The following is an 18,995-nucleotide window of genomic DNA, read 5'->3' on the forward strand; positions in this document are numbered from 1 at the left end:
GAGATCGCAGTCTTTCGGTCGATGATCGCGCCGACTCTGCTGTGAGAACCTGGGACGGTGGGGAGACATCGCAGACATGACGATGAGCCGGAACACGGAACTGCGCGGGCGGGGAGACGAGTCGCGGTCGCCGGCACGGCCAGCCGGCTGACGGGTTTCGTTCGCAGTGCCGCCCTGGCTGCGGTACTGGGCACGGCCATGGTCGCCGATTCGTACAACGGCGCGAACAGCTTCCCCAACATGGTGTACGCGCTTCTTCTCGGCGGAGTACTGACGAGCGTGCTGATACCGGTACTCACGCGGTCGCGGTTGCGTGGAGGGCAGAACGATCTCGAGTTCACTCAGCGACTCGTCGCGGCCGCCACGGTCGGGATGGCCGCGGTCACGCTGCTCGCCGTCCTGTGCGCCCCGCTGCTGGCGTCCACCTTCGTGGACGATCCCGCCCAACGCGGTCTGACGACCATCTTCGCCTATCTACTGCTTCCGGAGATCTTCTTCTACGGCTTGGCCGCGCTGCTGACGGCCGTGCTGAACGTGCGTGGTGTCTACGGACCGGGGGCGTGGGCGCCGGTGGTCAACAACATCGTCGTTCTCCTCACGGTCGGGGTCTTCGTCCTGTTGCCGGGGCCGGTGACGCTCACACCGCAGTCCATGACCTCATCTCAAGTGCTGGTCCTCGGCGTGGGTACCACACTGGGCATAGTGTTCCAGTCGGCGGTGATCGTGGTCGCGTTGCGACGCAATGGGTTCCGCTGGCGGTGGCGGGTCCGCATCGTCCCCTACACCTGGCGACCGGTCCGCTCCGCGCTGCCCCTGATCGGGTGGGTTCTCGTCTACGTCGCCACCAGCCAGATCGGTGTGGCAGTGGTGTTGCGGGTCGCGTTCAGCCACGGCGGCGTGTCGACCTACATGTACGCGGACCTGCTGTTCCAGGTTCCGTACGGGATCCTGGGTGTGTCCCTGGTGACGATCCTGATGCCACGCATCGCCCGTGCGGTTGCCGAACACGATCGCACCGCTGTCCTGGCCGACCTGGGACGCGGGGCCCGCTACTCCGTGGTCGCCCTGATTCCGGCCGCGGTCGCGTTGACCGTCCTCGGACCCACGCTGTCGACGGTCATCTTCGTCGGCCGCGTCGATCCGTCCGACGCACGCCTGATCGGTACGGCCCTGGCGGTCTCGGCGTTCGGGCTGGCGCCGTTCGCGATCGTGATGCTCCAGCTGCGCGTCTTCTACGCAGACAACGACACTCGAACTCCGGCGATGGTGAACATCGGCATGGTCACGACGAAGATCGCCGTCATCGGGGTGTCCACGGCGACGCTCCCCGATCAAGGTGTGGTCGTCATGCTCTGCGTCGCCGGCTCCGTCTCCTACGTCGTCGGCGCGGTGATCGGACATGTTCTGCTCCGGCGGCGCTACGGACTGTTGGGCTTCCACCACGTGCGCGACACCACGATCCGGGTCGTCGCGGCCGCCTTCATCGCAGGAGCCGTCGGCTTCGTGGTCACCCACTCGACGGAGACCGCCCTCGCCGAACCGCGAACGGGCGCGGCCCTGGCCCTGGCCGCCGGAACTCTCACCGGAATCGCGGCATTCGCGCTGGCGGTGAGGATCATCGGGGTGCCGGAAATCCGTCACGCGAGCAGGATCCTCCGGACCTGACCAGGACGGCCCGCCCGGGGCGGTGTCACACCGCCCTCAGGGCTCGTCGTAGAACACTCCCTCGGCACGACCTGCCGTTGCCAGATGGAAACGATGCCGTGGAGGATCCGGAACGCGCGCCCCGATCCTCCGCCACGGCCGCCTCCTCACCGACCACCGACGACGAGCGCTGTCCGCTGTCAGCGCTGCAGGAATTCGAGCACCGAGCGCTCGAATGCGGTCTTCGCTTCGATCATCACCCAGTGCCCACATTTGGGGAAGATCCGTAGTTCGGCGTTCGGAATGAGACGCATCGACGCCATCCCCATGTCGGGCGGGCTCATCCGGTCGTCCAGACCCCACGTCAGCATCGTCGGACACGACACCTTGTGCATCATCGCCCAGTACGGCGGGCGTCCGGACCGGAGCAGTGATTGCTGCTGCAGGGCAAAGGATTCTGCGCCGTACATGACCCGTGCCGCGTCGAGCGACGCCGGGTCGCGGGCTGCGTCCCAGCGCTCCTCGATCAGCTGCTCGGTGACGACCTCGGGGTCGTGGACCATGCCCCGCAGCCAGCGTGCGAGATTCTCCTTCGACGGGTCGGCTACGAAGTCGTGTAACAACCGCCGGCCCTCGCTGGGATCGGGGCTCAGGATGTGCGGCCCCACCCCGCCGATCGTGATCAGCTTGCCGACCCGGACCGGGTCGTGGATCGCGAGATTGACGGCGACGATCCCACCCATCGAGTTGCCGACCATCGCGGCGGTCTCGATCCCGAGCGCGTCCATGAACCGGGTGACCGCCGAGCCCGCCGCGAGAACCGGATGCCCCTCGGTCGGGTCGCTCACGCCGAACCCCGGAAACTCGAGAATGTAGCAGCGATAGTGCTCGGCGAAGACCCCGAGATTGCCGCGGTAGTTGCGCCAGCCGGACACACCGGGTCCGGAACCGTGCAGCAGGAGCAGCGGCGGCGCATCCTCGGCACCGGCCACGTGGTAGCGGAGGACCCCGTCGTCCGTGCCCAACTCCCTCTTGGTGCCCTCGTAACTCACGTCGAGCGTCATCTCTCCCCCTCGCGACGATGCACCGGTACCGGCAAGCCCAGGGTAGAACGTGTTGCAGTTTCGGGAGAGCGTTTCGCGCGCAGGTCCGCGCCGACCCGACGACAGCGCTGTGACCTGCGATGACGCTTGGTTGCATTCGCACCGAAGTCGGATATGGTGACTGGTCAACCTGATCAGAAGTGAGGGTGGCAATGGGCCAGCAGTCGCGGGCCACCGAACATCGGTGGGCTCCGGTCAAGGTCAGCAACGTCGTCTCGACAGCGTCGGGCGACATGGTTCGTGTCGACGCCGAACTCGACGGCGTCATCCGGCCCGAGTGGGCCGAGGCGTTCGAGCGGATGAGCAGAAACCGTCGGAGCGATCTCACCCTTCACACCGAGGCCGAGCCGCCTCGCATCTCCTTGACGGCGCGGAGCGAGCACGGCGACAGCGCCGAGATCGCCATCCTGTACGCGGTGGAGGAAGTGAATCTCTACGTGCGGTTGGCACTCGAACTCGTCGGCCGGTAGCGCACCGGCCCACCGGGGCTCATCGAGACCCGGTGGGCCACGCCGCCAGCCGGTACAGCTGTGTGTGACCGCCCTGCAGCAGGCCGACCGCCTCCCGAGCACTGTCCACCGACATCGTGACGACACCGAGAACACCGTCGTCGAGGCGCTCCCGCCGGCCCAGTCCCACGAAGTCACCGGTCCGGTAGGGGCCGTTGCTCACCAGGACTGCCTGTGGACCGTCCACCTCGAGTTCACCGATCTCGACGCTGAGCCGGTCGCCGCGGTGCCGGTCGAGCAGGTCCGGCATCAGCTGCAGCACGGTTCCCGCCTTGTCGTCACGATAGGCCGGGCTCCGCACCAGTTCGGCGTACACCCCGAAGGAGGCGTTGTTGACGAACGGCAGCCCGTTCATCCAGCCGAGGTCCACGCGCACCTCGACGCCGTCGACCAGCGCTTCCAGGCAGGTGGCGGGGTCGTCCCGGTCCAGCCCGAGATCGAGCGCGAAGTGGTTGCGCGTCCCCGCGCTGATCACCAGGAACGGCACGTCGCGCTCGGCCGCGACGGCTGCCACGAGCGCCTGCGTGCCGTCGCCGCCGGCGACCCCGAGCAGATCGGCGCCACGGTCGACCGCCTGCCGGGCCAGTTCGACGACATCGACTTCCTCCGCTCCCTCGAGCAGAACGACCTCGGCTCCGAGGTCTTCGGCCTTGCGCTGCAATCCGAATCGCTCGACCTTGCCTCCACCCGAACGCGGGTTCATCAGCAGGAAGGCACGACGAGGGGCAGGTATGGCAACCTCGGGCGGCGCATCGTCGTCGCGCCGGCCCACCAGCGCGGCCCGGGCACACGCAACGGCCACCAGCACCAGCGCGTACGACAGGACCACCACCCACAACAGGCCCGCCCGGAGGAAGAGGACGAGCACGACGACCGGCACCAGCACCGTGAGGGCGAACGAGATCGCCCGCAGCACACCGCGACTGGTGAGAGCCCAGTACGCCGCCGCCACCGTCGCCGCGACACCGCCGATCCCCACCACCAGCAGCGTGACGGTGCTCAGCACCCCGGCGATCGCGATCGGTCCCGCGGCCGCGCCGAAAGCGGCCGCGAAGGCAGCGCGGGCGAGCCACCGGCCGCGAGAAGAGCTCGCGTCGTCACCGACGTCCGCGACGTCCACGACGTTCACATTCCGAACTGCGCGGTGATCCGGCCGTCGGCGACGGCCTCGCGCAGGGCCGCGTGGTCACGGGTGGTGCGGTCGGCGTAGGACTCGGCGAACTCGGTGACAGCCTTGTCGAATCCGCTTCCGTCCCCGAGATAGGCGGCGATCGCGATCCGGTCCCCCGACCGCGCGTGACCGTAGGCCAGTACCCGCCCGCACAGCCGCCCGTACAGTTCCATCCCGGACGGCGTCATCGCCTCGATCACCGCCGACCCCTTGCCGTCGCGCAGTTGGCGCACGTAGAAGTCCCGGACCACCCCGTCGTACCCCGGCCCCCGCTGCCAGCCGAGGAAGATGTCGCTCGCGGCCTGCATCAACCGCTGCCCCGCCACGACGCGTTCCCCCTGATTCGTGAACGCCGGACCGGGCAGGTAGTTCGCGAGCACCGACGTCGTGGCCTCCTTCGCCTGGAGGAACAACGGGTCGCCGTCGGCGCCCTGCAGCAACAGGATCCATGCCTGGGTCCCCACGCTGCCCACACCGACCACCTTCCGGGCCGCCTGCACGAACTCGAACTGCCCCAACAGCACCCGGCGGTTGTCCTGCAACGTCCTCCGATACTCGTCGAGTCGCCGGCGCAGTTCCTCGAACAGGGTCGCGGCATCCGCTTCGGCGAAGACCTCCTCGATCGGCACGATCAGCGGCGGGTTACCGACGATCCTCCGGCGGCCGTCCACCTCGGTCGTCAGTTTGGCGAGTGCATGGACGCTGTCCCGGTGCCACGACTTCTCGAGGGTTCGGCGCATGTTCTTCTTCGAGGAGGTGTCGAGTTCGTCGCGCAGCGCGACCAGTTCCGCGGAGGGTTCGATGTGCGAGTACCAGACCGCGAGATTTCCCCGCCCCGCCTGACGACGCATGGTTTCGCGGTACTCGGCGGCGCACGCACGAACGACCTTCGACCGCTGCTTGCCGCCGAGACCCCGCTCCCGACCGGCGACCGCGAGGCTCGCCGCCAGCCGCTTGACGTCCCACTCGAAGGGCCCGGGGTAGGTCTCGTCGAAGTCGTTGATGTCGAACGCCTGCATACGTTCCGGAGTCGCGAAGATCCCGAAGTTGCTCAGATGCGCGTCCCCGCACAACTGCACCGTCAAAGCGGTGGCGGGCCCGCGGGACAGGTCGTCGGCCATGATCAGCGCCGATCCCCGGTAGAAGGCGAACGGACTGCTCGCCATGCGCCCGTACCGGACGGGGACCAGGTCCGGGATCCGGGCCGCGGACTGCCGCTCGAGCAGGCGGATCGGATCGCGCCGGGCAGCCGTCGGGCAGTCGGCGAGGGCCGCGAAGGGTGTCGAGCGGCGCGCTGACAGACCACGCTCGGCGCGCTCCGCCCGGCTGAGTGTCGCCACTCGGGGTTGATGTCTGTCGGTGTCCGGCATGGTGAACCGTCCTGCCGCGCGGGTCGGGGCCCGACCGTCGGATGCGATGAGGACATTGTCCGCCGCGCCTCGATCCGTCCGCGGCGGTTTCCCGGTACCGGGCTCACGTCCGGTTCGACGCCGCCCGTTTTTCCTCTCGTCGTCGACGAGAGGACATGCGTAGCTTGGGGTCCGTGAACGGACAAGTGATCATCCTGACCGGGCCGCCCGGGGCCGGCAAGTCGACCGTCGGCGCGGCGCTCGCCCGCCGATACGGCAAGGGCGTCCACCTGCACACGGACGACTTCTGGCACTACATCGTCTCGGGCGCCATACCCCCGTACGACCCCGCGTCGGATGCGCAGAACCGGACGGTCATGGATGTGATCGCAGGTGCCGCCTACACCTATGCGCTGGGCGGTTTCACCACGGTGCTCGACGGAATCGTGGGGCCGTGGATGCTCGACCACTTCCGAACCCGTGCGGCCCGGCACCCGGAGCTGACGGTCAACTACGTCGTGCTCCGACCCGAGCGCGACGTCACGCTGCGGCGAGCCCGGGCCCGTACCTCCCCGGACGCCCTCACCGACCAAGGACCGATCCTCACGATGTGGGATCAATTCTCGGACCTCGGCGAGTTCGACAGCCACGTCCTCGACACGTCGGGGGAAGCGGTCGAGCGCAGCGTCCAACGGGTGACGGAGGCGGTCGGCGACGGCCGGTTCCTGCTGCGTGCAACCTAGTTCCGACGTCGATCACAGCTGTGCACGGCGCGGCGCGACCACGTCCGCTGCGGGAACCGGGTTGGGTGGCGCCAGCCGCAGTCGGCGCCGGCGCCGCAGCGCCTTCTCCGCCTCGATCACGACCGGGACGATCAGCGCCCATCCCAGACACGCGAGCCACTGACCACCGGTCAGGGACGTGGTCGTGAGCAACTCCTGGAGGAAGCCCAGTTCCACCGCGAGCACCGTCACGACGGTCGGAATCGACAGGATCTTGATCGCGCCGAGAATCGGTGCGGTGAGACCGGAGTCGGGATCACGCCGCAGGACCAGCCCGGCGAGGATCGAACCGAAGGACAGCACGACGAACGTCATCGTCATCGGGACGTTCGGTTCGGTCGGGCTCATCGATCCCGGGGCCAGCAGCATCGCGGCGAGGGCAACGGCGAACTGGAGTGCACCGTAGGCGAACCACTGGACGAACGACTTCCTGTTGGCGATCGGCTGTTTCGGATCCCGGGGCGGCTGGTCCATCAGATTGGGCGGTGGCGGGTCCTGCATGACGACGATCACCGGGAACAGCGTGATGAAGAAGTGCTGGAACAACACCATCAACGGTGTCAGCGCGACACCGTCGTTGATACCGAACACACTGGCCACCAGGAACAGCAGCACGAGCGAGAACAGTTTGGACATCTGGTACCGGATGTAGGACACGATCTTGTCGTAGATGCTGCGGCCCAGCCGGATCGCGGTGACCAGGGTCCCGAAGTTGTCGTCGGTGAGGATGAGCCGGCCCGCCTGCTTGGTCACCTCACTGCCCGATCCCATCGCGACACCGATGTCGGCCTTCTTGAGCGCGGCCGCATCGTTGACCGCGTCGCCGGTCATCGCCACGATCGCGCCGCCCCGCTGCATGATGTCGGCGAGTCGGAGTTTGTCCTGCGGCGTGACGCGGCCGAACACGTGAAGCCGTGGCAGCGCCGCGGCGAGGTCCTCGTCGGTCATGGCCTGCAGTTCCGCGCCACCGATGGCACCCGGCCCCAGTCCGAGTTCGGCGCCGATCGCCGAGGCGGTCACCGCGTGGTCACCGGTGATCATGCGGACGTCGATCCCCGCGGTGTGTGCCGTGCGCACGGCATCGATCGCCTCCGGTCGCAGCGGGTCGATGATGCCCACCATGCCGACGAACACGAGATCCTGCACGTGCGCCATCGGATCGTCGGTCACCGCACGTTCCTGCCCGTCCAGGACGCGGGCGGCGAACGCGAGGACACGAAGCCCCTTCTCCGACATCGCGCGGTTGGCGGCGTCGAGTTCGTCGCGGACGTCGTCGACGGGCACCGACTCCCGGCCCGGTCGGTACGCGGACCGGCACCGCGCCAGCACGACGTCCGGTCCGCCCTTCACGAGTTCGACGAACCGGGTAGCGCCGTCGACCGGCAGATGGTGGTACGTCGCCATGAACTTGTACGCGGAGTCGAACGGCACCTCCGCGACCCGCGGGTACGCCCGCCGCGTGCGCGGAGCGTCGACCCCCAGCTTGGCCGCGAGGACTACCAGCGCGGCCTCCGTCGGATCGCCTACCACCTCCCCGGCGTCGGAGACGGTGGCATCGCTGTCCAGGCACAGCCCGTACGCCAGCAGCGTGAAGTCCGGCACCGGCTCCCCCGCTACGTGCGCGACGGGCCCGGACTTGCTGTATCCCTCGCCGCCCACCGTGTACCACCGGCTGTGGAAGTACAGCGACCGGACCGTCATCTGGTTCATGGTCAGCGTGCCGGTCTTGTCCGAGTTGATCGCGCTTGTCGCACCGAGCGTCTCGACATCGCTGAGGTTCTTGACGACCGCCTTCGCATCAGCGAGCCGGCGAGCCCCGTACGCAAGCATCGCCTGCACGAACGTCGGCAGACCGGTCGGGATCGCGGACACCCCCATCGAGATGCCCAGGAGCATCACGGTGGTGAAGTCCTGTCCCCGTAGCAATCCGATGACGACGATCAGCGCCACCGCAACCCACGCAATGACACCGAGTACTTTGGTCAGCGCATCGAGTTCTCGCTGCAGCGGCGATCGGCCGGGCGTGATCGCGGAGAGCATCGACGCGATCCGGCCCATCTCGGTCCGCATGCCCGTCTCGGTCACGATCATCGTCGCGGTGCCCCGGGTGACGGAGGTGTTCTGGAACAGCAGGTTGCTGCGATCACCGAGCGCGACGTCCGCCGCGTCGAGTGTGTGGGGATCCTTCGCGACGGGTGCGCTCTCGCCGGTGAGCGCCGCCTCCTGGGTTTCCAGGGTGGCCGACCGCAACAGGCGCCCGTCCGCCGGAACCAGGTCCCCGGCCTCGAGTTCGACGATGTCGCCGGGGACGAGATCAGTTGCGGGCAGCCTGGTCAGTGTGCCGTCGCGGATCACCCGCGCCTGCGGAATCTGCATCCGCGCGAGGGCGTCGACGCTGGCGCGCGCCTTCAGTTCCTGCTGGGTGCCCAGCACGATGTTCAGGACGACCAGCGCCACCACCACCAGCGCGGTCGGAATCTCCCCGATGATCACGCTGACGATCACCACCGCCACCAGCATCAGGTTCATCGGATCCTTCAACTGCAGCAGCGCCACGGCCCAGATCGACGGTGCGGGCTCGGGGGCGATCTCGTTGGCACCGTAGCGCCCTCGGCGTTCGTCGACCTCGTCCACCGTCAGCCCGGAGTCGCGGTCGGACCCCAGCGCCGACACGACGGCGTCGGCGTCACGGATGTGCCATCGCAACGGCGTCTGCGCCCGATCCGGCACGGGGTGTTCGGTGACCATCTCTCGCCTCCTCTTGCCCAGCGACTCGGCGATGTCAGAACGGCGTCGGAATCCAGTGCAGCGGCTGCGTCGGCTGCTCGTAGCCCTCGGCGCTCTGCCGCTCGGGGAGGGAGATGTCATGACGCTCCAGCGGCTCGTAGGGAACCTGGCTCAGCAGATGGCTGATGACGTTGAGGCGTCCACGTCGTTTGTCGTCGTTGAGCGCGACGAACCACGGCGCCCAACCGGTGTCGGTGAACCGGAACATCTCGTCTCGCGCCCGCGAGTAATCGAACCAGTGGCTGTAAGACGCCAGGTCCATCCGCGACAGCTTCCAGATCTTTCGCGGGTCGTCGATGCGACTCTGCAGACGCAGCGTCTGTTGCTCCTGGCCCACCTCGAGCCAGTACTTCAGCAGGATGACGCCGGATTCGACGATCGCGCGTTCCACGGTCGGAATGATCTGCAGAAACTGCCGTACCTGATCCTCGGTGCACAGTCCGAGGACGCGCTCGATGCCCGCGCGGTTGTACCAACTGCGATCGAAGATGACGACCTCGCCGGCCGCGGGCAGATGCGGCATGTACCGCTGGACGTACATCTGCGATTTCTCCCGCTCGGTCGGCGCGGGTAGCGCCACCACCCGGAACACCCGGGGCGAGACCCGCTCGGTGATCGCCTTGATGACGCCGCCCTTGCCGGCGGCGTCACGGCCCTCGAACACGACGCACACCTTCGCGCCGGACGCCTTGACCCATTCCTGCATCGCCACCAGCTCGACATGAAGCGGCTCGAGCTCCCGCCGATAAGCCTTGTTCGTCATCGGCGGGGCCGGTTCGGCGGCGCCGGTCTCCGTCAGCTGGCCCGCATCGGGGGTGCGCCCACGGGTCGGCCCCGCGCGCTTGCCCGCCTTCCCGGCCTTCTTGCTCACGACATCCACGGTCCTCGGCTCGTCGCGACGCGTCCTCGGGACACGGCCGCCCTGCCCGTCGGCCCGGCTGGGCCTAGCCCATTCTCCCTCCGGTCGGGGCGCGCTCGTCGCGGAATGCGACGCGTCGACCGAGCGATTCGTGTCCGGTCGGGGACACTCGGGCTACTCGCGTCGTTCGCCACGAATTGCGCTGACTTCGATGCCGTTTCGAGCTTGACCACAAGCCGCCGAGACCCGGACGATAGTTGGGCGAACGGGGACGGGAGGCACTCACGTCGACCGAGCGGTCCACCTGATTTCCGCACGAGAGGCACCGCAGTGAACGACACCGAAATCGACGATCTCGGGCCCATCGACTATCTCGTCGTGGAGTTCCCCGCCGATCGGCAACCCGACGGCTCCGCCCTCCCGATCCTCCGCGGACTCGTCGAGCGCGGAATCATCCGCGTGCTCGACCTCGCATTCGTCCGCAAGGACGCCGACGGATCGCTCGCGGGCATCGAGATCGACGACGTCGGCTTCGAGGGCGCGCTGGACGTGACGCTGTTCGCGGAAGCGTCGTCGGATCTGTTGAAGCAGACCGACCTCGAGGAAGCCGCAGCCATTCTCGAACCAGGCTGTTCCGCCGCCGTTCTCGTCTACGAGAACCGTTGGGCCGCACCCTTCGCCGCAGCACTCCGCCACAGCGGCGCGCAACTGGTGGCCACGGGACGCATCCCTCTGCAGACGATTCTGGAGAACCTCGATCCGCTCGACACCGCCAGCTGAACATCAAGGAGCACACCATGCCCGGACTTCTCCGCGGAATCGCACGCACCGCCGCCGTGGCCGGAACCGCGACGGCGGTGTCCAACCGGGTGTCCCGACGCCAGGGCCAGCGGTGGGCGGCCGATCAGCCGGCACCCCAGAACGTGGCACCAGCACCAGCTGCGGCACCTCCTCCCCCGACGCCCACCCCGCTGCCCACCGGGGGCACCGACCGGATCGCCGCACTGAAGCAACTCGGCGAACTCCGGGACCAGGGCGTGCTCACCGACGACGAGTTCGCCGCCGAGAAGGCGAGGATCCTGGCCTCGTGAGACCGATCCCGGCTTCGTGATCAGCGCAGTTCCGTCACGAACGCCATCCGGTCGCCACGGTAGAGCGACCGCACACGCTCGATCGGCACGCCGTCGGCGTCGCGGGAGACGCGGTGCAGTTTCAGCATCGGCATCGCCGTGCTCGACTCCACCAGCGCCGCCTCCCGCGGCGTCGGCAGTGCGGTCTCGATGCGTTCGGTGGCCGTGGTGAAGGCGACGCCTCGCGCCCGGATCGCCGCATACAGCGACGTTTCGGGGTCGAAGGTGTCGACCAGGTCGGGAAAGCGCCGGTGCGGCAGATACGTACTCTCGAGACCGATGCGCTCACCGTCGGCGAGCAGCACGCGCTCCATGTGGATCACCGGGTCGCCCACCGCGATCTCGAGAATCTGCGCGAGCTTGTCGTGTGCGTCGATCTCCTCCCACCGCACCAGGAATCGTCCCGGCTCCCGGCCCTGACTGAGCGCGCCCTCGGTGTACGAGCCCAGCGAGAGCGGCTGGATCAGTTTGGGCCGCGCAACGACGGTTCCCCTCCCACGGCGTTCGATCCGGCCCGCGACGAGCAACTCGTGCAGCGCCTGCCGCACCGTCTCACGCGAGACGCCGCATCGCGCCGCGAGTTCCCGCTCGGCGGGGACGGCGTCGCCCTCGGACAGGTCCCCGAGCAGATCCTCCACGTGTGTCCGGACCAGGTAGTGCTTGGGCAGGCTCTCGGCGGTCATCGGGCCACCCCGAGTCCGTCGCGGACGCGGCGCGCCACGACCACCCCGTCCGCGATCGACGGGGATTGCGCGCCGGGCACTTTCGCACGATCGTCGAACCTGTGCAGCCGCAGCGCGTCGGACCACCAGGGATGCGAGGCCCACGCTTCGTCCACCGCCGGGCCACCCTGCAATCGCAGGGTCGCAACGGATTCCGCGGACAGTCCGTCCCCGTAGCCCGGTTCGGTGGCCGCGAGGAACCGCTTCGCCACGACATGCGCGCCGGCCAGCCACCCCACCCGCGCACCGAAGCGCGGGCTGCGCGCCAGATCGTGCAGTGCAGTGGCCAGCACCGGTTCGTCGTGGGCCCCGTCGGTGATCGCGTGACCGGCGGCCTGCAGCGCATGGGCCAGTTCGTCGACCGCCGCCCCGTCGATGATTCCGCGTAGCGAATTCAGCAGCGCGGCAGTCTCTTCGAGCACGATCGCATCGTCGTTCATAACCGTCAGAGTACACAAATTCGGTCTATACCAATTGTTCATCCGGCGTTTCCCCAACGTCCCCCAGTTGGTCTAGACCAAAGCCCATGCTCTGTCTCATGCGAATCGCAATTGTGGGCGGAGGAATCCTCGGAACGGCACACGCCGACGAGGCGATCCGTCGAGGACACGACGTCGTCCATCTCGAACGTGAACTAGAGGCGCGCGGCGCCACGGTACGGAACTTCGGATTGGTGTGGGTGTCCGGCCGGGCCGAACACGAACTGGACGCGTCGCTGCGCTCCCGTGAACTCTGGGCCGACCTGGCCCGACGCGTCCCCGAGATCGGATTCCGCGCCGCGGGGTCGATGACGCTGCTGCGCACCCCCGAGGAGGTCGCGGTCGCCGAGGACATGGCAGCCCGCGACGACGCCGACGTCCGCGGCTTCACACTGCTCGGGCCCGACGCGGTCCGCGCGATCAACCCCGCACTGCGCGGCAAGTTCCTCGCCGGCCTGCACTGCACCCGGGACGGCGCGGTGGAGTCCCGCGTCGCGCTGCCCGCAATCCGCCGCCACCTCGAGGCGTCGGGCCGATACACCTTCCACGCCGGCACCGAGGCCCGCGAGATCACCTCCACCGCGACCGGCGTCCGCATCCGCGACGACCACGAGCGCACGTTCGACGCCGACCTGGTCATCGTGTGCCCCGGCGCGACGCTCGGCGGCCTGGCCCGCGACCTCGCCGGCGACCTGCCGCTGCGCCGGGTGCGCCTGCAGATGATGCAGACCGCGCCGCTCGGCGAGGTACTCACCACCGCGATCGCCGACGGCGACAGCATGCGCTACTACCCCGCGTTCGCCGGATCGGCGCTCGACGCGCTGCGCGACGCCCAGCCGCAGGAGCCCACCGCCACCGAGCACCGGATGCAGCTGCTGTGTGTGCAGCGCCTGCACGGCGGACTGACGATCGGCGACACCCACGAGTACGACGAACCGTTCGACTTCGACGTCGACGAGGCCCCCTACCGACACCTGACCAGCGTGGTCGAGGAACTGCTCGGCCGGGACCTGCCGCCGATCGTCAAGCGCTGGGCCGGGGTGTACAGCCAGTGCCTCGACCCGCAGCAACTGGTGCACCGCGCACAGCCCGCCGACAACGTGTGGGTGGTCGCCGGGCCGGGCGGCCGCGGCATGACCCTGGGCCCCGCCCTCGCCGAACAGACCGCCGACCAGCTGGGCCTCTGAGCCCCGACCCGACAGGAGCCACCGTGACCACCATCAAGCTCGCCGTCCTCGACATGGCCGGCACCACCGTCGCCGACGACGGCCTCGTCCTGCGCGCGTTCGACGCCGCGGGCGCCGCGGCCGGGCTGCCGGCGACCGGCCCCGAGGCCGACGCCGCCCGGCAGTACGTGCTCGACACGATGGGCCAGTCCAAGATCGTCGTCTTCCGTGCGCTGTTCGGAGACGAGGACCGCGCCCAGGCCGCCAACCACGCGTTCGAGGCCGCCTACGACCGGCTGGTCGACGAGGGCGGCGCCGCCGCGATTCCCGGTGCCGCCGAGTCGATCACGGCGCTCCACAATGCGGGCGTCAAGGTCGCGCTCACCACCGGCTTCAGCCGCACGACGCAGGACAAGCTCCTCGCCGCGCTGGGCTGGCACACGCTCGCGGACCTCACCCTCTCCCCCGCCGAGGCGGGCCGCGGACGCCCGTACCCGGACCTGATCCTCACCGCCCTCATGCGCCTCGGCATCGCCGACGTGAAAGAGGTTGCGGTGCTCGGCGACACCGCCAACGACATCACCAGCGGCCGGCGCGCGGGCGCCTCGATCGTCGCCGGCACCCTCACCGGCGCCCACGACGAGCAGCAACTGCGGGCCGCCGATCCGACGCACGTCGTGCCGTCGGTCCGCGAATTCACCGACCTCGTCCTCTCCTCGAAGAACTGACCCCTACCGTCCCCGTTCGAATCCCTCCCCAGACAGGACATCCGAATGAGCAGGAACACCAAGCTTTTCCGCGCCGGCATCGCGGCGCTCGCGATGACGACCGCCGCCCTCACCCTGACCGCGTGCGGCGGCACCGGCACCGCTGCGAGCGGCGACGGCGGCACCGTCACCGTCTACAGCGCAGACGGTCTCGCCGGCTGGTACAAGACCCAGTTCGCCGCCTTCACCGAGGAGACCGGCATCGCCGTCAACCTCGTCGAGGCCGGCTCCGGCGAGGTCGTCTCCCGCGTCGACAAGGAGCAGTCCAACCCGCAGGCCGACGTCGTGGTGACGCTGCCGCCGTTCATCCAGAAGGCCGACGCGCAGGGACTGCTCGAGCCCGCCGGTATCGACACCTCCGCCGTCCCCGCCGACGTCCAGGACCCGGACGGCAAGTACGTGCCGCTGGTCGGCAACTACCTGTCGTTCATCGCCAACCCCGGCGCGAACCCGGCCCCCACCACGTGGGACGACCTGCTCACCGAGCAGTTCAAGGGCAAGCTGCAGTACTCCACCCCCGGTCAGGCCGGCGACGGCACCGCCGTCCTGCTGCTGCTCCAGCACCTGAAGGGCAAGGAGGGCGCGCTGGACTACCTCACGAAGCTGCAGGCCAACAACGTCGGCCCGTCGTCGTCCACCGGCAAGCTCCAGCCCAAGGTCAGCAACGGCGAGCTGCTCGTCGCCAACGGCGACGTCCAGATGAACCTCGCGTCGATCAAGGACGACGGCTCCACGTTCGACATCTTCTTCCCCGCCGACGGCGGCAAGCGCACCACGGTCGCACTGCCCTACGTGATGGGCCTGGCGAAGGGCGCACCGAACTCCGACGACGCGAAGAAGCTCATGGAGTACCTGCTGTCGGAGAAGGCACAGAAGACGGTCGCCACCGACGCGCTGGGTGTCTCCGTCCGCACCGACGTCCGGGACGCGGGCGGCACGTCCACCGACAAGTCCACCCCCACCGGCCTCGTCGACGGCGTCGAGGTGTGGACCCCGGACTGGAACGAGGTCCTCGCCTCGCTCGACGCCGACATCGCCGCCTACCAGAAGGCCACCGGTAACTGACATGTCTCGATTCGAGTCCGGGCGGTCCCTCGGCACCAGGTCCCGCAAGGGCGGTGCGAGCGCGCACTCCGCACCGGCCATCACGTTCGACCGGGTCACCGTCTCCTACGGACGTGGCCGCGGGACCACCCGGGCCCTGGTCGACTTCAATCTGCGGGTCGCCCGCGGCGAGACCGTCGCCCTGCTCGGGCCCAGTGGCTCGGGCAAGTCGACCGCGCTCAAGGCCCTGGCCGGATTCACACGGCCCACCTCCGGAACCGTTCGACTCGGCGGGGAGGACGTCACCGACCTGCCCCCGGCCAAGCGGGGCATCGGCGTCGTCGTCCAGTCGTACGCCCTGTTCCCGCACATGCGGGTCGAGGACAACGTCGCGTTCGGCCTACGCGCACAGCGGGTTCCACGGTCCGAGATCGCGGGGCGGGTGTCCGACGCGCTCGCGATGGTCGGCATGTCGGCGTACGGGAAGCGGCTGCCGCGCGAGCTGTCGGGCGGCCAGCAACAGCGCGTCGCGATCGCCCGAGCACTCGCGATCCGCCCCAAGGTACTGCTGCTCGACGAGCCGCTCGCGGCCCTCGACGCACAGCTGCGCCAGAGCATGCTCACCGAACTGCAGGAGCTGCGGGCGGCGCTGCCCGACACCGCGATGCTGTACGTCACGCACGACCAGTCCGAGGCGCTGGCCCTCGCCGACCGCATCGCCGTCATGCGCGATGCGCGCCTGGTGGATGTCGACACCGCCGAGAACCTGTGGAAGCGCCCGCCCAGCAGCTTCACCGCCGCCTTCCTCGGCGGCGCGAACCTGCTGCCCTGCACGGTGACCCGGGTGATCGGGACGTCCGCACTGGTGTCCGTGGGCGGCACCCCGGTCACCGCGCACGCACCCCAACCCGACATCGGCCGCACCGAGTGGGAGTCCGACACCGGCGCCCTGCTGTGCCTGCGTCCGCACGCAATCACCCTCACCTCGCCCGCCGAGCGCGGCGCACTGCCGGCCCGGATCGTGGCGAGCGTGTGGCGCGGATCGTCGACGCGGGTGACGATCGCGCTGCCGGGGCTGCCCGAGACCCCCATCGACGTCGACGTGCCCGGCCACGACGAACGCCCGGTGGGCACCGAGGTCGGGATGCGCTTCCCGGAGCGCGGCGCCGTCCTGGTGCCGGCGCCGGAGGCGGTGTCGTGACCGCGCTGCTCGAGGCCCCGGTCGCCGCCGACCCACCGACCCGGCCGGAACCGTCGCGGTGGCGATCCGGACTGTGGGTGCTGCCGCCGCTGCTGCTCGTGATCGGTTTCGCGGTGTATCCGATGGCGCGCGTACTGGCCGAATCCACCGTCACCGACACCGGCCGGGGCCGGTCGGCATGGACCGACATGCTGGGGTCCGCATCGTTCCGAAAGGCCCTGTGGCGCACGATCGAAATCGCGGTCGCGTCCACCCTCGGATGCCTCGTCCTCGGCACGTTCCTGGCCCTGATCCTCGCGTTCGTGCCGTTCCCCGGGTCGAAGGTGGTGGGACGCCTGATCGACACCATCCTGTCGCTGCCGTCGTTCCTCGTCACGCTCGCATTCACGTTCCTGTACGGCACCGCCGGAGCCGTGAACGCGCTGATCACCCGCATCACGGGCGCCGATCAGGGCCCGCTCAACTTCCTCAACACACCACTCGGCGTGATCGCCGCCGAGATCACGTTCTTCACCCCGTTCGTGGTGCGCCCGCTGCTCGCGGCGTTCACCCGGATGCCGCGCGAACAACTCGACGTCGCCGCGAGCCTCGGAGCCTCCCCGCTGCGGGTGCTGCGCACCGTGATCCTGCCCGAGGCCTGGCCCGCGATGATGGCGGGCGGCTCGCTGGTACTGCTGTTGACGCTCAACGAGTTCGGCATCGTGCTGTTCACCGGCGCCAAGGACGTCATGACCCTGCCGGTGCTGATCTACACGCACGGCATCGTCACCTTCGACCTCCCCGGTGCCGCGGTGATCGCGACTGTCCAGGTCGCGCTGTCGCTCGCACTGTACGGCGGCTACCGGTTCCTGTTCACCCGACTGATGGGAGGCAGCCGTGCTGCTGTGGACCCGACGCGCTAGGTACCTCACGCTCGCGTTCTTCGGCGCGGTCGTCACCATCGTGTTCGTCGCCCCGATCGCGACCGTGATCGCCGCGGCTCTCGCGGGCGCATGGAACGGCCCGCTGCCGTCGAACCTCGGGACGAAGAACCTGTCGGCGGCGCTGTCCGACGAGAACCTCGCCAGCATGACGGTGAGCCTGCAGACCGCGATCATCGCCGGCGGCATCGCACTGTTCCTCGGCACGTGGGCCGCGCTGGCCGCGCGCGAGGCGCCGGTGTGGCTGCGCAAGATCACCGACGCCGCCTTCCACCTCCCGGTCGCCCTGCCGTCGGTCGCGATCGGACTCGGCCTGCTGATCGCGTTCAACGAGCGGCCGCTGCTACTCGGCGGCACGAAGTGGATCGTCATCCTCGCGCACGCCGTGCTGGTGCTGGCCTTCGCGTTCAGCTCGGTCTCCGCCGCACTCGACCGCCTCGACCCGGCGTACCGCCAGGCCGCCGAATCCCTCGGCGCCGGCCCCGTCCGGGTCCTGTTCCGGATCACCCTGCCGCTGCTGGTGCCCGCCCTCGGCGCGGCCGCCGGCCTGTCCGTCGCGCTGTCGATGGGCGAACTGGGCGCCACCGTCATGGTGTACCCGGCGACGTGGAAGACGCTGCCGGTGGCGATCTTCGGCCTCACCGACCGCGGCCAGGTGTTCCAGGCCGCCGCGAACACCACCCTCCTGCTCCTGGTCACCCTGGTGGCACTGTTGGTGCTCGGACGGATCCGCGGGCGCGGCGCGGCCCGCTGACCCCTGCCGGCCTGAGCGCCCACTCCCTCCTCTGATCTCGCGGGCTTGCGCGGAACGAGGCAAGGAATGGTCGCTCAGGCCGATGTCGTATCCCGCTCGCCCTCCCGCCGGACCGGAGCAAGTTCAGGTCGCTTCGCGACGCGCCCGGCGCCCGACGACGTCCCGCGCACGCGACGCCCGAGCCACGGCCCGAGGAACCGGACCGCCCATTCGGTGTCGGCACGGACTCGCCCGAGTGCGGTAACCGGCGGCAGCGGACCCAGACTGTCCTGCCAGCGCAGGTCGGTGCCGGGCACTCCCAGCGCGGTCGCCGCGGCCGCGGCCAGACGCTCCCGCACGAATCGAGAAGGTCGTCGCGGGTGCCGTGACCGACCGGTGCGCGCGCGAGCTCGGCCTCTGGCTCGCCGAACGGCTGACGGCGGCACCGGCACCGGTCCGCCGCACGGTCGCGAAGAAGCTCCACTCCCTCGTCGACCGCGACGAGCGCTTCGACTCCACCGGCGACATCGCTGTCGAGGACGCGCGAACCGTTGCCCGCCTGCGCCCGATCCTGCAGAAGCTGGAGACCGTATGAGGCCCCCGTACTCGAGGAGCCCTCAGCTCGTTCC

Annotated in this window: 20 protein-coding genes; 12 read left to right on the plus strand and 8 right to left on the minus strand. The window is 69.3% G+C overall.

What is annotated here, in order from left to right; all coding sequences use genetic code 11:
• The first annotated feature begins 57 nt into the window (after positions 1-57).
• Positions 58-1,665: a murein biosynthesis integral membrane protein MurJ gene (gene murJ / locus AC1RIF_RS07270; RefSeq protein WP_492600679.1), complete on the plus strand. Its 1,608-nt coding sequence runs from the start codon at positions 58-60 to the stop codon at positions 1,663-1,665.
• 179 nt (positions 1,666-1,844) lie between these two features.
• On the opposite strand, the gene AC1RIF_RS07275 is transcribed toward murJ, so the two are convergent.
• Positions 1,845-2,708, minus strand: a complete 864-nt coding sequence (locus AC1RIF_RS07275) for an alpha/beta fold hydrolase (RefSeq protein ID WP_492600680.1) — start codon at positions 2,706-2,708, stop codon at positions 1,845-1,847.
• Positions 2,709-2,887: 179 nt separating this feature from the next.
• On the opposite strand from AC1RIF_RS07275, the gene AC1RIF_RS07280 reads away from it, so the two are divergent.
• A complete protein-coding gene (locus AC1RIF_RS07280; protein ID WP_492600681.1) occupies positions 2,888-3,217 on the plus strand; it encodes a hypothetical protein in 330 nt (109 codons plus the stop codon).
• Positions 3,218-3,236: 19 nt separating this feature from the next.
• Here the strand turns inward: AC1RIF_RS07280 and AC1RIF_RS07285 are convergent, their stop codons facing one another.
• Both AC1RIF_RS07285 and AC1RIF_RS07290 read right to left on the minus strand, forming a co-directional pair.
• The gene (locus tag AC1RIF_RS07285) at positions 3,237-4,385 is read right to left on the minus strand and encodes a diacylglycerol/lipid kinase family protein (RefSeq protein ID WP_492600682.1); all 1,149 of its coding nucleotides are present in this window, start codon (positions 4,383-4,385) and stop codon (positions 3,237-3,239) included.
• On the minus strand, positions 4,382-5,797 hold the full coding sequence (locus AC1RIF_RS07290) for a DUF2252 domain-containing protein (RefSeq protein ID WP_492600683.1): 1,416 nt from the start codon (positions 5,795-5,797) through the stop codon (positions 4,382-4,384). Before AC1RIF_RS07290 ends, AC1RIF_RS07285 begins: the two co-directional genes overlap by 4 nt.
• A 173-nt stretch (positions 5,798-5,970) precedes the next feature.
• Between AC1RIF_RS07290 and AC1RIF_RS07295 the strand changes: the two genes are divergently transcribed.
• Positions 5,971-6,519, plus strand: coding sequence for an AAA family ATPase (locus AC1RIF_RS07295; protein WP_492600684.1), 549 nt, complete (start codon positions 5,971-5,973; stop codon positions 6,517-6,519).
• Between the two features lie 12 nt (positions 6,520-6,531).
• Here AC1RIF_RS07295 and AC1RIF_RS07300 read toward each other — a convergent pair whose 3' ends face one another.
• Together AC1RIF_RS07300 and ppk2 are read right to left on the minus strand one after the other, a co-directional pair.
• Positions 6,532-9,306, minus strand: coding sequence for a cation-translocating P-type ATPase (locus AC1RIF_RS07300; protein ID WP_492600685.1), 2,775 nt, complete (start codon positions 9,304-9,306; stop codon positions 6,532-6,534).
• A 34-nt stretch (positions 9,307-9,340) separates the two neighbouring features.
• Positions 9,341-10,144: a polyphosphate kinase 2 gene (gene ppk2 / locus AC1RIF_RS07305; RefSeq protein WP_492600803.1), complete on the minus strand. Its 804-nt coding sequence runs from the start codon at positions 10,142-10,144 to the stop codon at positions 9,341-9,343.
• A gap of 390 nt (positions 10,145-10,534) precedes the next feature.
• Here ppk2 and AC1RIF_RS07310 point away from each other — a divergent pair, with 390 nt between their 5' ends.
• Both AC1RIF_RS07310 and AC1RIF_RS07315 read left to right on the plus strand, forming a co-directional pair.
• On the plus strand, positions 10,535-10,984 hold the full coding sequence (locus AC1RIF_RS07310) for a DUF6325 family protein (RefSeq protein WP_492600686.1): 450 nt from the start codon (positions 10,535-10,537) through the stop codon (positions 10,982-10,984).
• A gap of 17 nt (positions 10,985-11,001) precedes the next feature.
• Complete coding sequence (locus AC1RIF_RS07315; protein WP_492600687.1) at positions 11,002-11,295, plus strand: SHOCT domain-containing protein; 294 nt, start codon at positions 11,002-11,004, stop codon at positions 11,293-11,295.
• Between the two features lie 20 nt (positions 11,296-11,315).
• On the opposite strand, the gene AC1RIF_RS07320 is transcribed toward AC1RIF_RS07315, so the two are convergent.
• Together AC1RIF_RS07320 and AC1RIF_RS07325 are read right to left on the minus strand one after the other, a co-directional pair.
• Complete coding sequence (locus AC1RIF_RS07320; RefSeq protein ID WP_492600688.1) at positions 11,316-12,017, minus strand: GntR family transcriptional regulator; 702 nt, start codon at positions 12,015-12,017, stop codon at positions 11,316-11,318.
• Positions 12,014-12,496: an HD family phosphohydrolase gene (locus AC1RIF_RS07325; protein ID WP_492600689.1), complete on the minus strand. Its 483-nt coding sequence runs from the start codon at positions 12,494-12,496 to the stop codon at positions 12,014-12,016. The genes AC1RIF_RS07320 and AC1RIF_RS07325 overlap by 4 nt, the downstream gene beginning before the upstream one ends.
• Before the next feature lie 98 nt (positions 12,497-12,594).
• On the opposite strand from AC1RIF_RS07325, the gene AC1RIF_RS07330 reads away from it, so the two are divergent.
• From AC1RIF_RS07330 to AC1RIF_RS07355, 6 genes are read left to right on the plus strand one after another with little or no spacing between them, the layout of a single operon-like run.
• Positions 12,595-13,722: a TIGR03364 family FAD-dependent oxidoreductase gene (locus tag AC1RIF_RS07330; protein WP_492600690.1), complete on the plus strand. Its 1,128-nt coding sequence runs from the start codon at positions 12,595-12,597 to the stop codon at positions 13,720-13,722.
• A 23-nt stretch (positions 13,723-13,745) separates the two neighbouring features.
• Positions 13,746-14,429, plus strand: coding sequence for a phosphonatase-like hydrolase (locus AC1RIF_RS07335; protein WP_492600691.1), 684 nt, complete (start codon positions 13,746-13,748; stop codon positions 14,427-14,429).
• 45 nt (positions 14,430-14,474) lie between these two features.
• The gene (locus AC1RIF_RS07340) at positions 14,475-15,533 is read left to right on the plus strand and encodes a 2-aminoethylphosphonate ABC transporter substrate-binding protein (protein ID WP_492600692.1); all 1,059 of its coding nucleotides are present in this window, start codon (positions 14,475-14,477) and stop codon (positions 15,531-15,533) included.
• A gap of 1 nt (position 15,534) precedes the next feature.
• Complete coding sequence (locus AC1RIF_RS07345; RefSeq protein ID WP_492600693.1) at positions 15,535-16,713, plus strand: ABC transporter ATP-binding protein; 1,179 nt, start codon at positions 15,535-15,537, stop codon at positions 16,711-16,713.
• Positions 16,710-17,615, plus strand: coding sequence for a 2-aminoethylphosphonate ABC transporter permease subunit (locus tag AC1RIF_RS07350; RefSeq protein ID WP_492600694.1), 906 nt, complete (start codon positions 16,710-16,712; stop codon positions 17,613-17,615). Before AC1RIF_RS07345 ends, AC1RIF_RS07350 begins: the two co-directional genes overlap by 4 nt.
• Positions 17,590-18,387, plus strand: a complete 798-nt coding sequence (locus AC1RIF_RS07355; protein WP_492600695.1) for an ABC transporter permease — start codon at positions 17,590-17,592, stop codon at positions 18,385-18,387. Before AC1RIF_RS07350 ends, AC1RIF_RS07355 begins: the two co-directional genes overlap by 26 nt.
• Positions 18,388-18,461: 74 nt before the next feature.
• Here AC1RIF_RS07355 and AC1RIF_RS07360 read toward each other — a convergent pair whose 3' ends face one another.
• Entirely contained in the window at positions 18,462-18,725 is a 264-nt protein-coding gene (locus AC1RIF_RS07360; protein ID WP_492600696.1) for a hypothetical protein, read from the minus strand.
• A gap of 26 nt (positions 18,726-18,751) precedes the next feature.
• Here AC1RIF_RS07360 and AC1RIF_RS07365 point away from each other — a divergent pair, with 26 nt between their 5' ends.
• Positions 18,752-18,961: a hypothetical protein gene (locus tag AC1RIF_RS07365; protein ID WP_492600697.1), complete on the plus strand. Its 210-nt coding sequence runs from the start codon at positions 18,752-18,754 to the stop codon at positions 18,959-18,961.
• Positions 18,962-18,995 lie beyond the last annotated feature (34 nt).

The organism is Prescottella sp. GW823-FHT02E09 (assembly GCF_058797375.1).

Excerpts from the sequence above, each read along its gene's own strand:
- AC1RIF_RS07275 (WP_492600680.1), bottom strand. The coding sequence starts at position 2,708 with ATGACGCTCGACGTGAGTTACGAGGGCACCAAGAGGGAGTTGGGCACG.
- AC1RIF_RS07290 (WP_492600683.1), bottom strand. The coding sequence starts at position 5,797 with ATGCCGGACACCGACAGACATCAACCCCGAGTGGCGACACTCAGCCGG.
- AC1RIF_RS07300 (WP_492600685.1), bottom strand. The coding sequence starts at position 9,306 with ATGGTCACCGAACACCCCGTGCCGGATCGGGCGCAGACGCCGTTGCGA.
- AC1RIF_RS07315 (WP_492600687.1), top strand. The coding sequence starts at position 11,002 with ATGCCCGGACTTCTCCGCGGAATCGCACGCACCGCCGCCGTGGCCGGA.
- AC1RIF_RS07320 (WP_492600688.1), bottom strand. The coding sequence starts at position 12,017 with ATGACCGCCGAGAGCCTGCCCAAGCACTACCTGGTCCGGACACACGTG.
- AC1RIF_RS07325 (WP_492600689.1), bottom strand. The coding sequence starts at position 12,496 with ATGAACGACGATGCGATCGTGCTCGAAGAGACTGCCGCGCTGCTGAAT.
- AC1RIF_RS07330 (WP_492600690.1), top strand. The coding sequence starts at position 12,595 with ATGCGAATCGCAATTGTGGGCGGAGGAATCCTCGGAACGGCACACGCC.
- AC1RIF_RS07340 (WP_492600692.1), top strand. The coding sequence starts at position 14,475 with ATGAGCAGGAACACCAAGCTTTTCCGCGCCGGCATCGCGGCGCTCGCG.
- AC1RIF_RS07345 (WP_492600693.1), top strand. The coding sequence starts at position 15,535 with ATGTCTCGATTCGAGTCCGGGCGGTCCCTCGGCACCAGGTCCCGCAAG.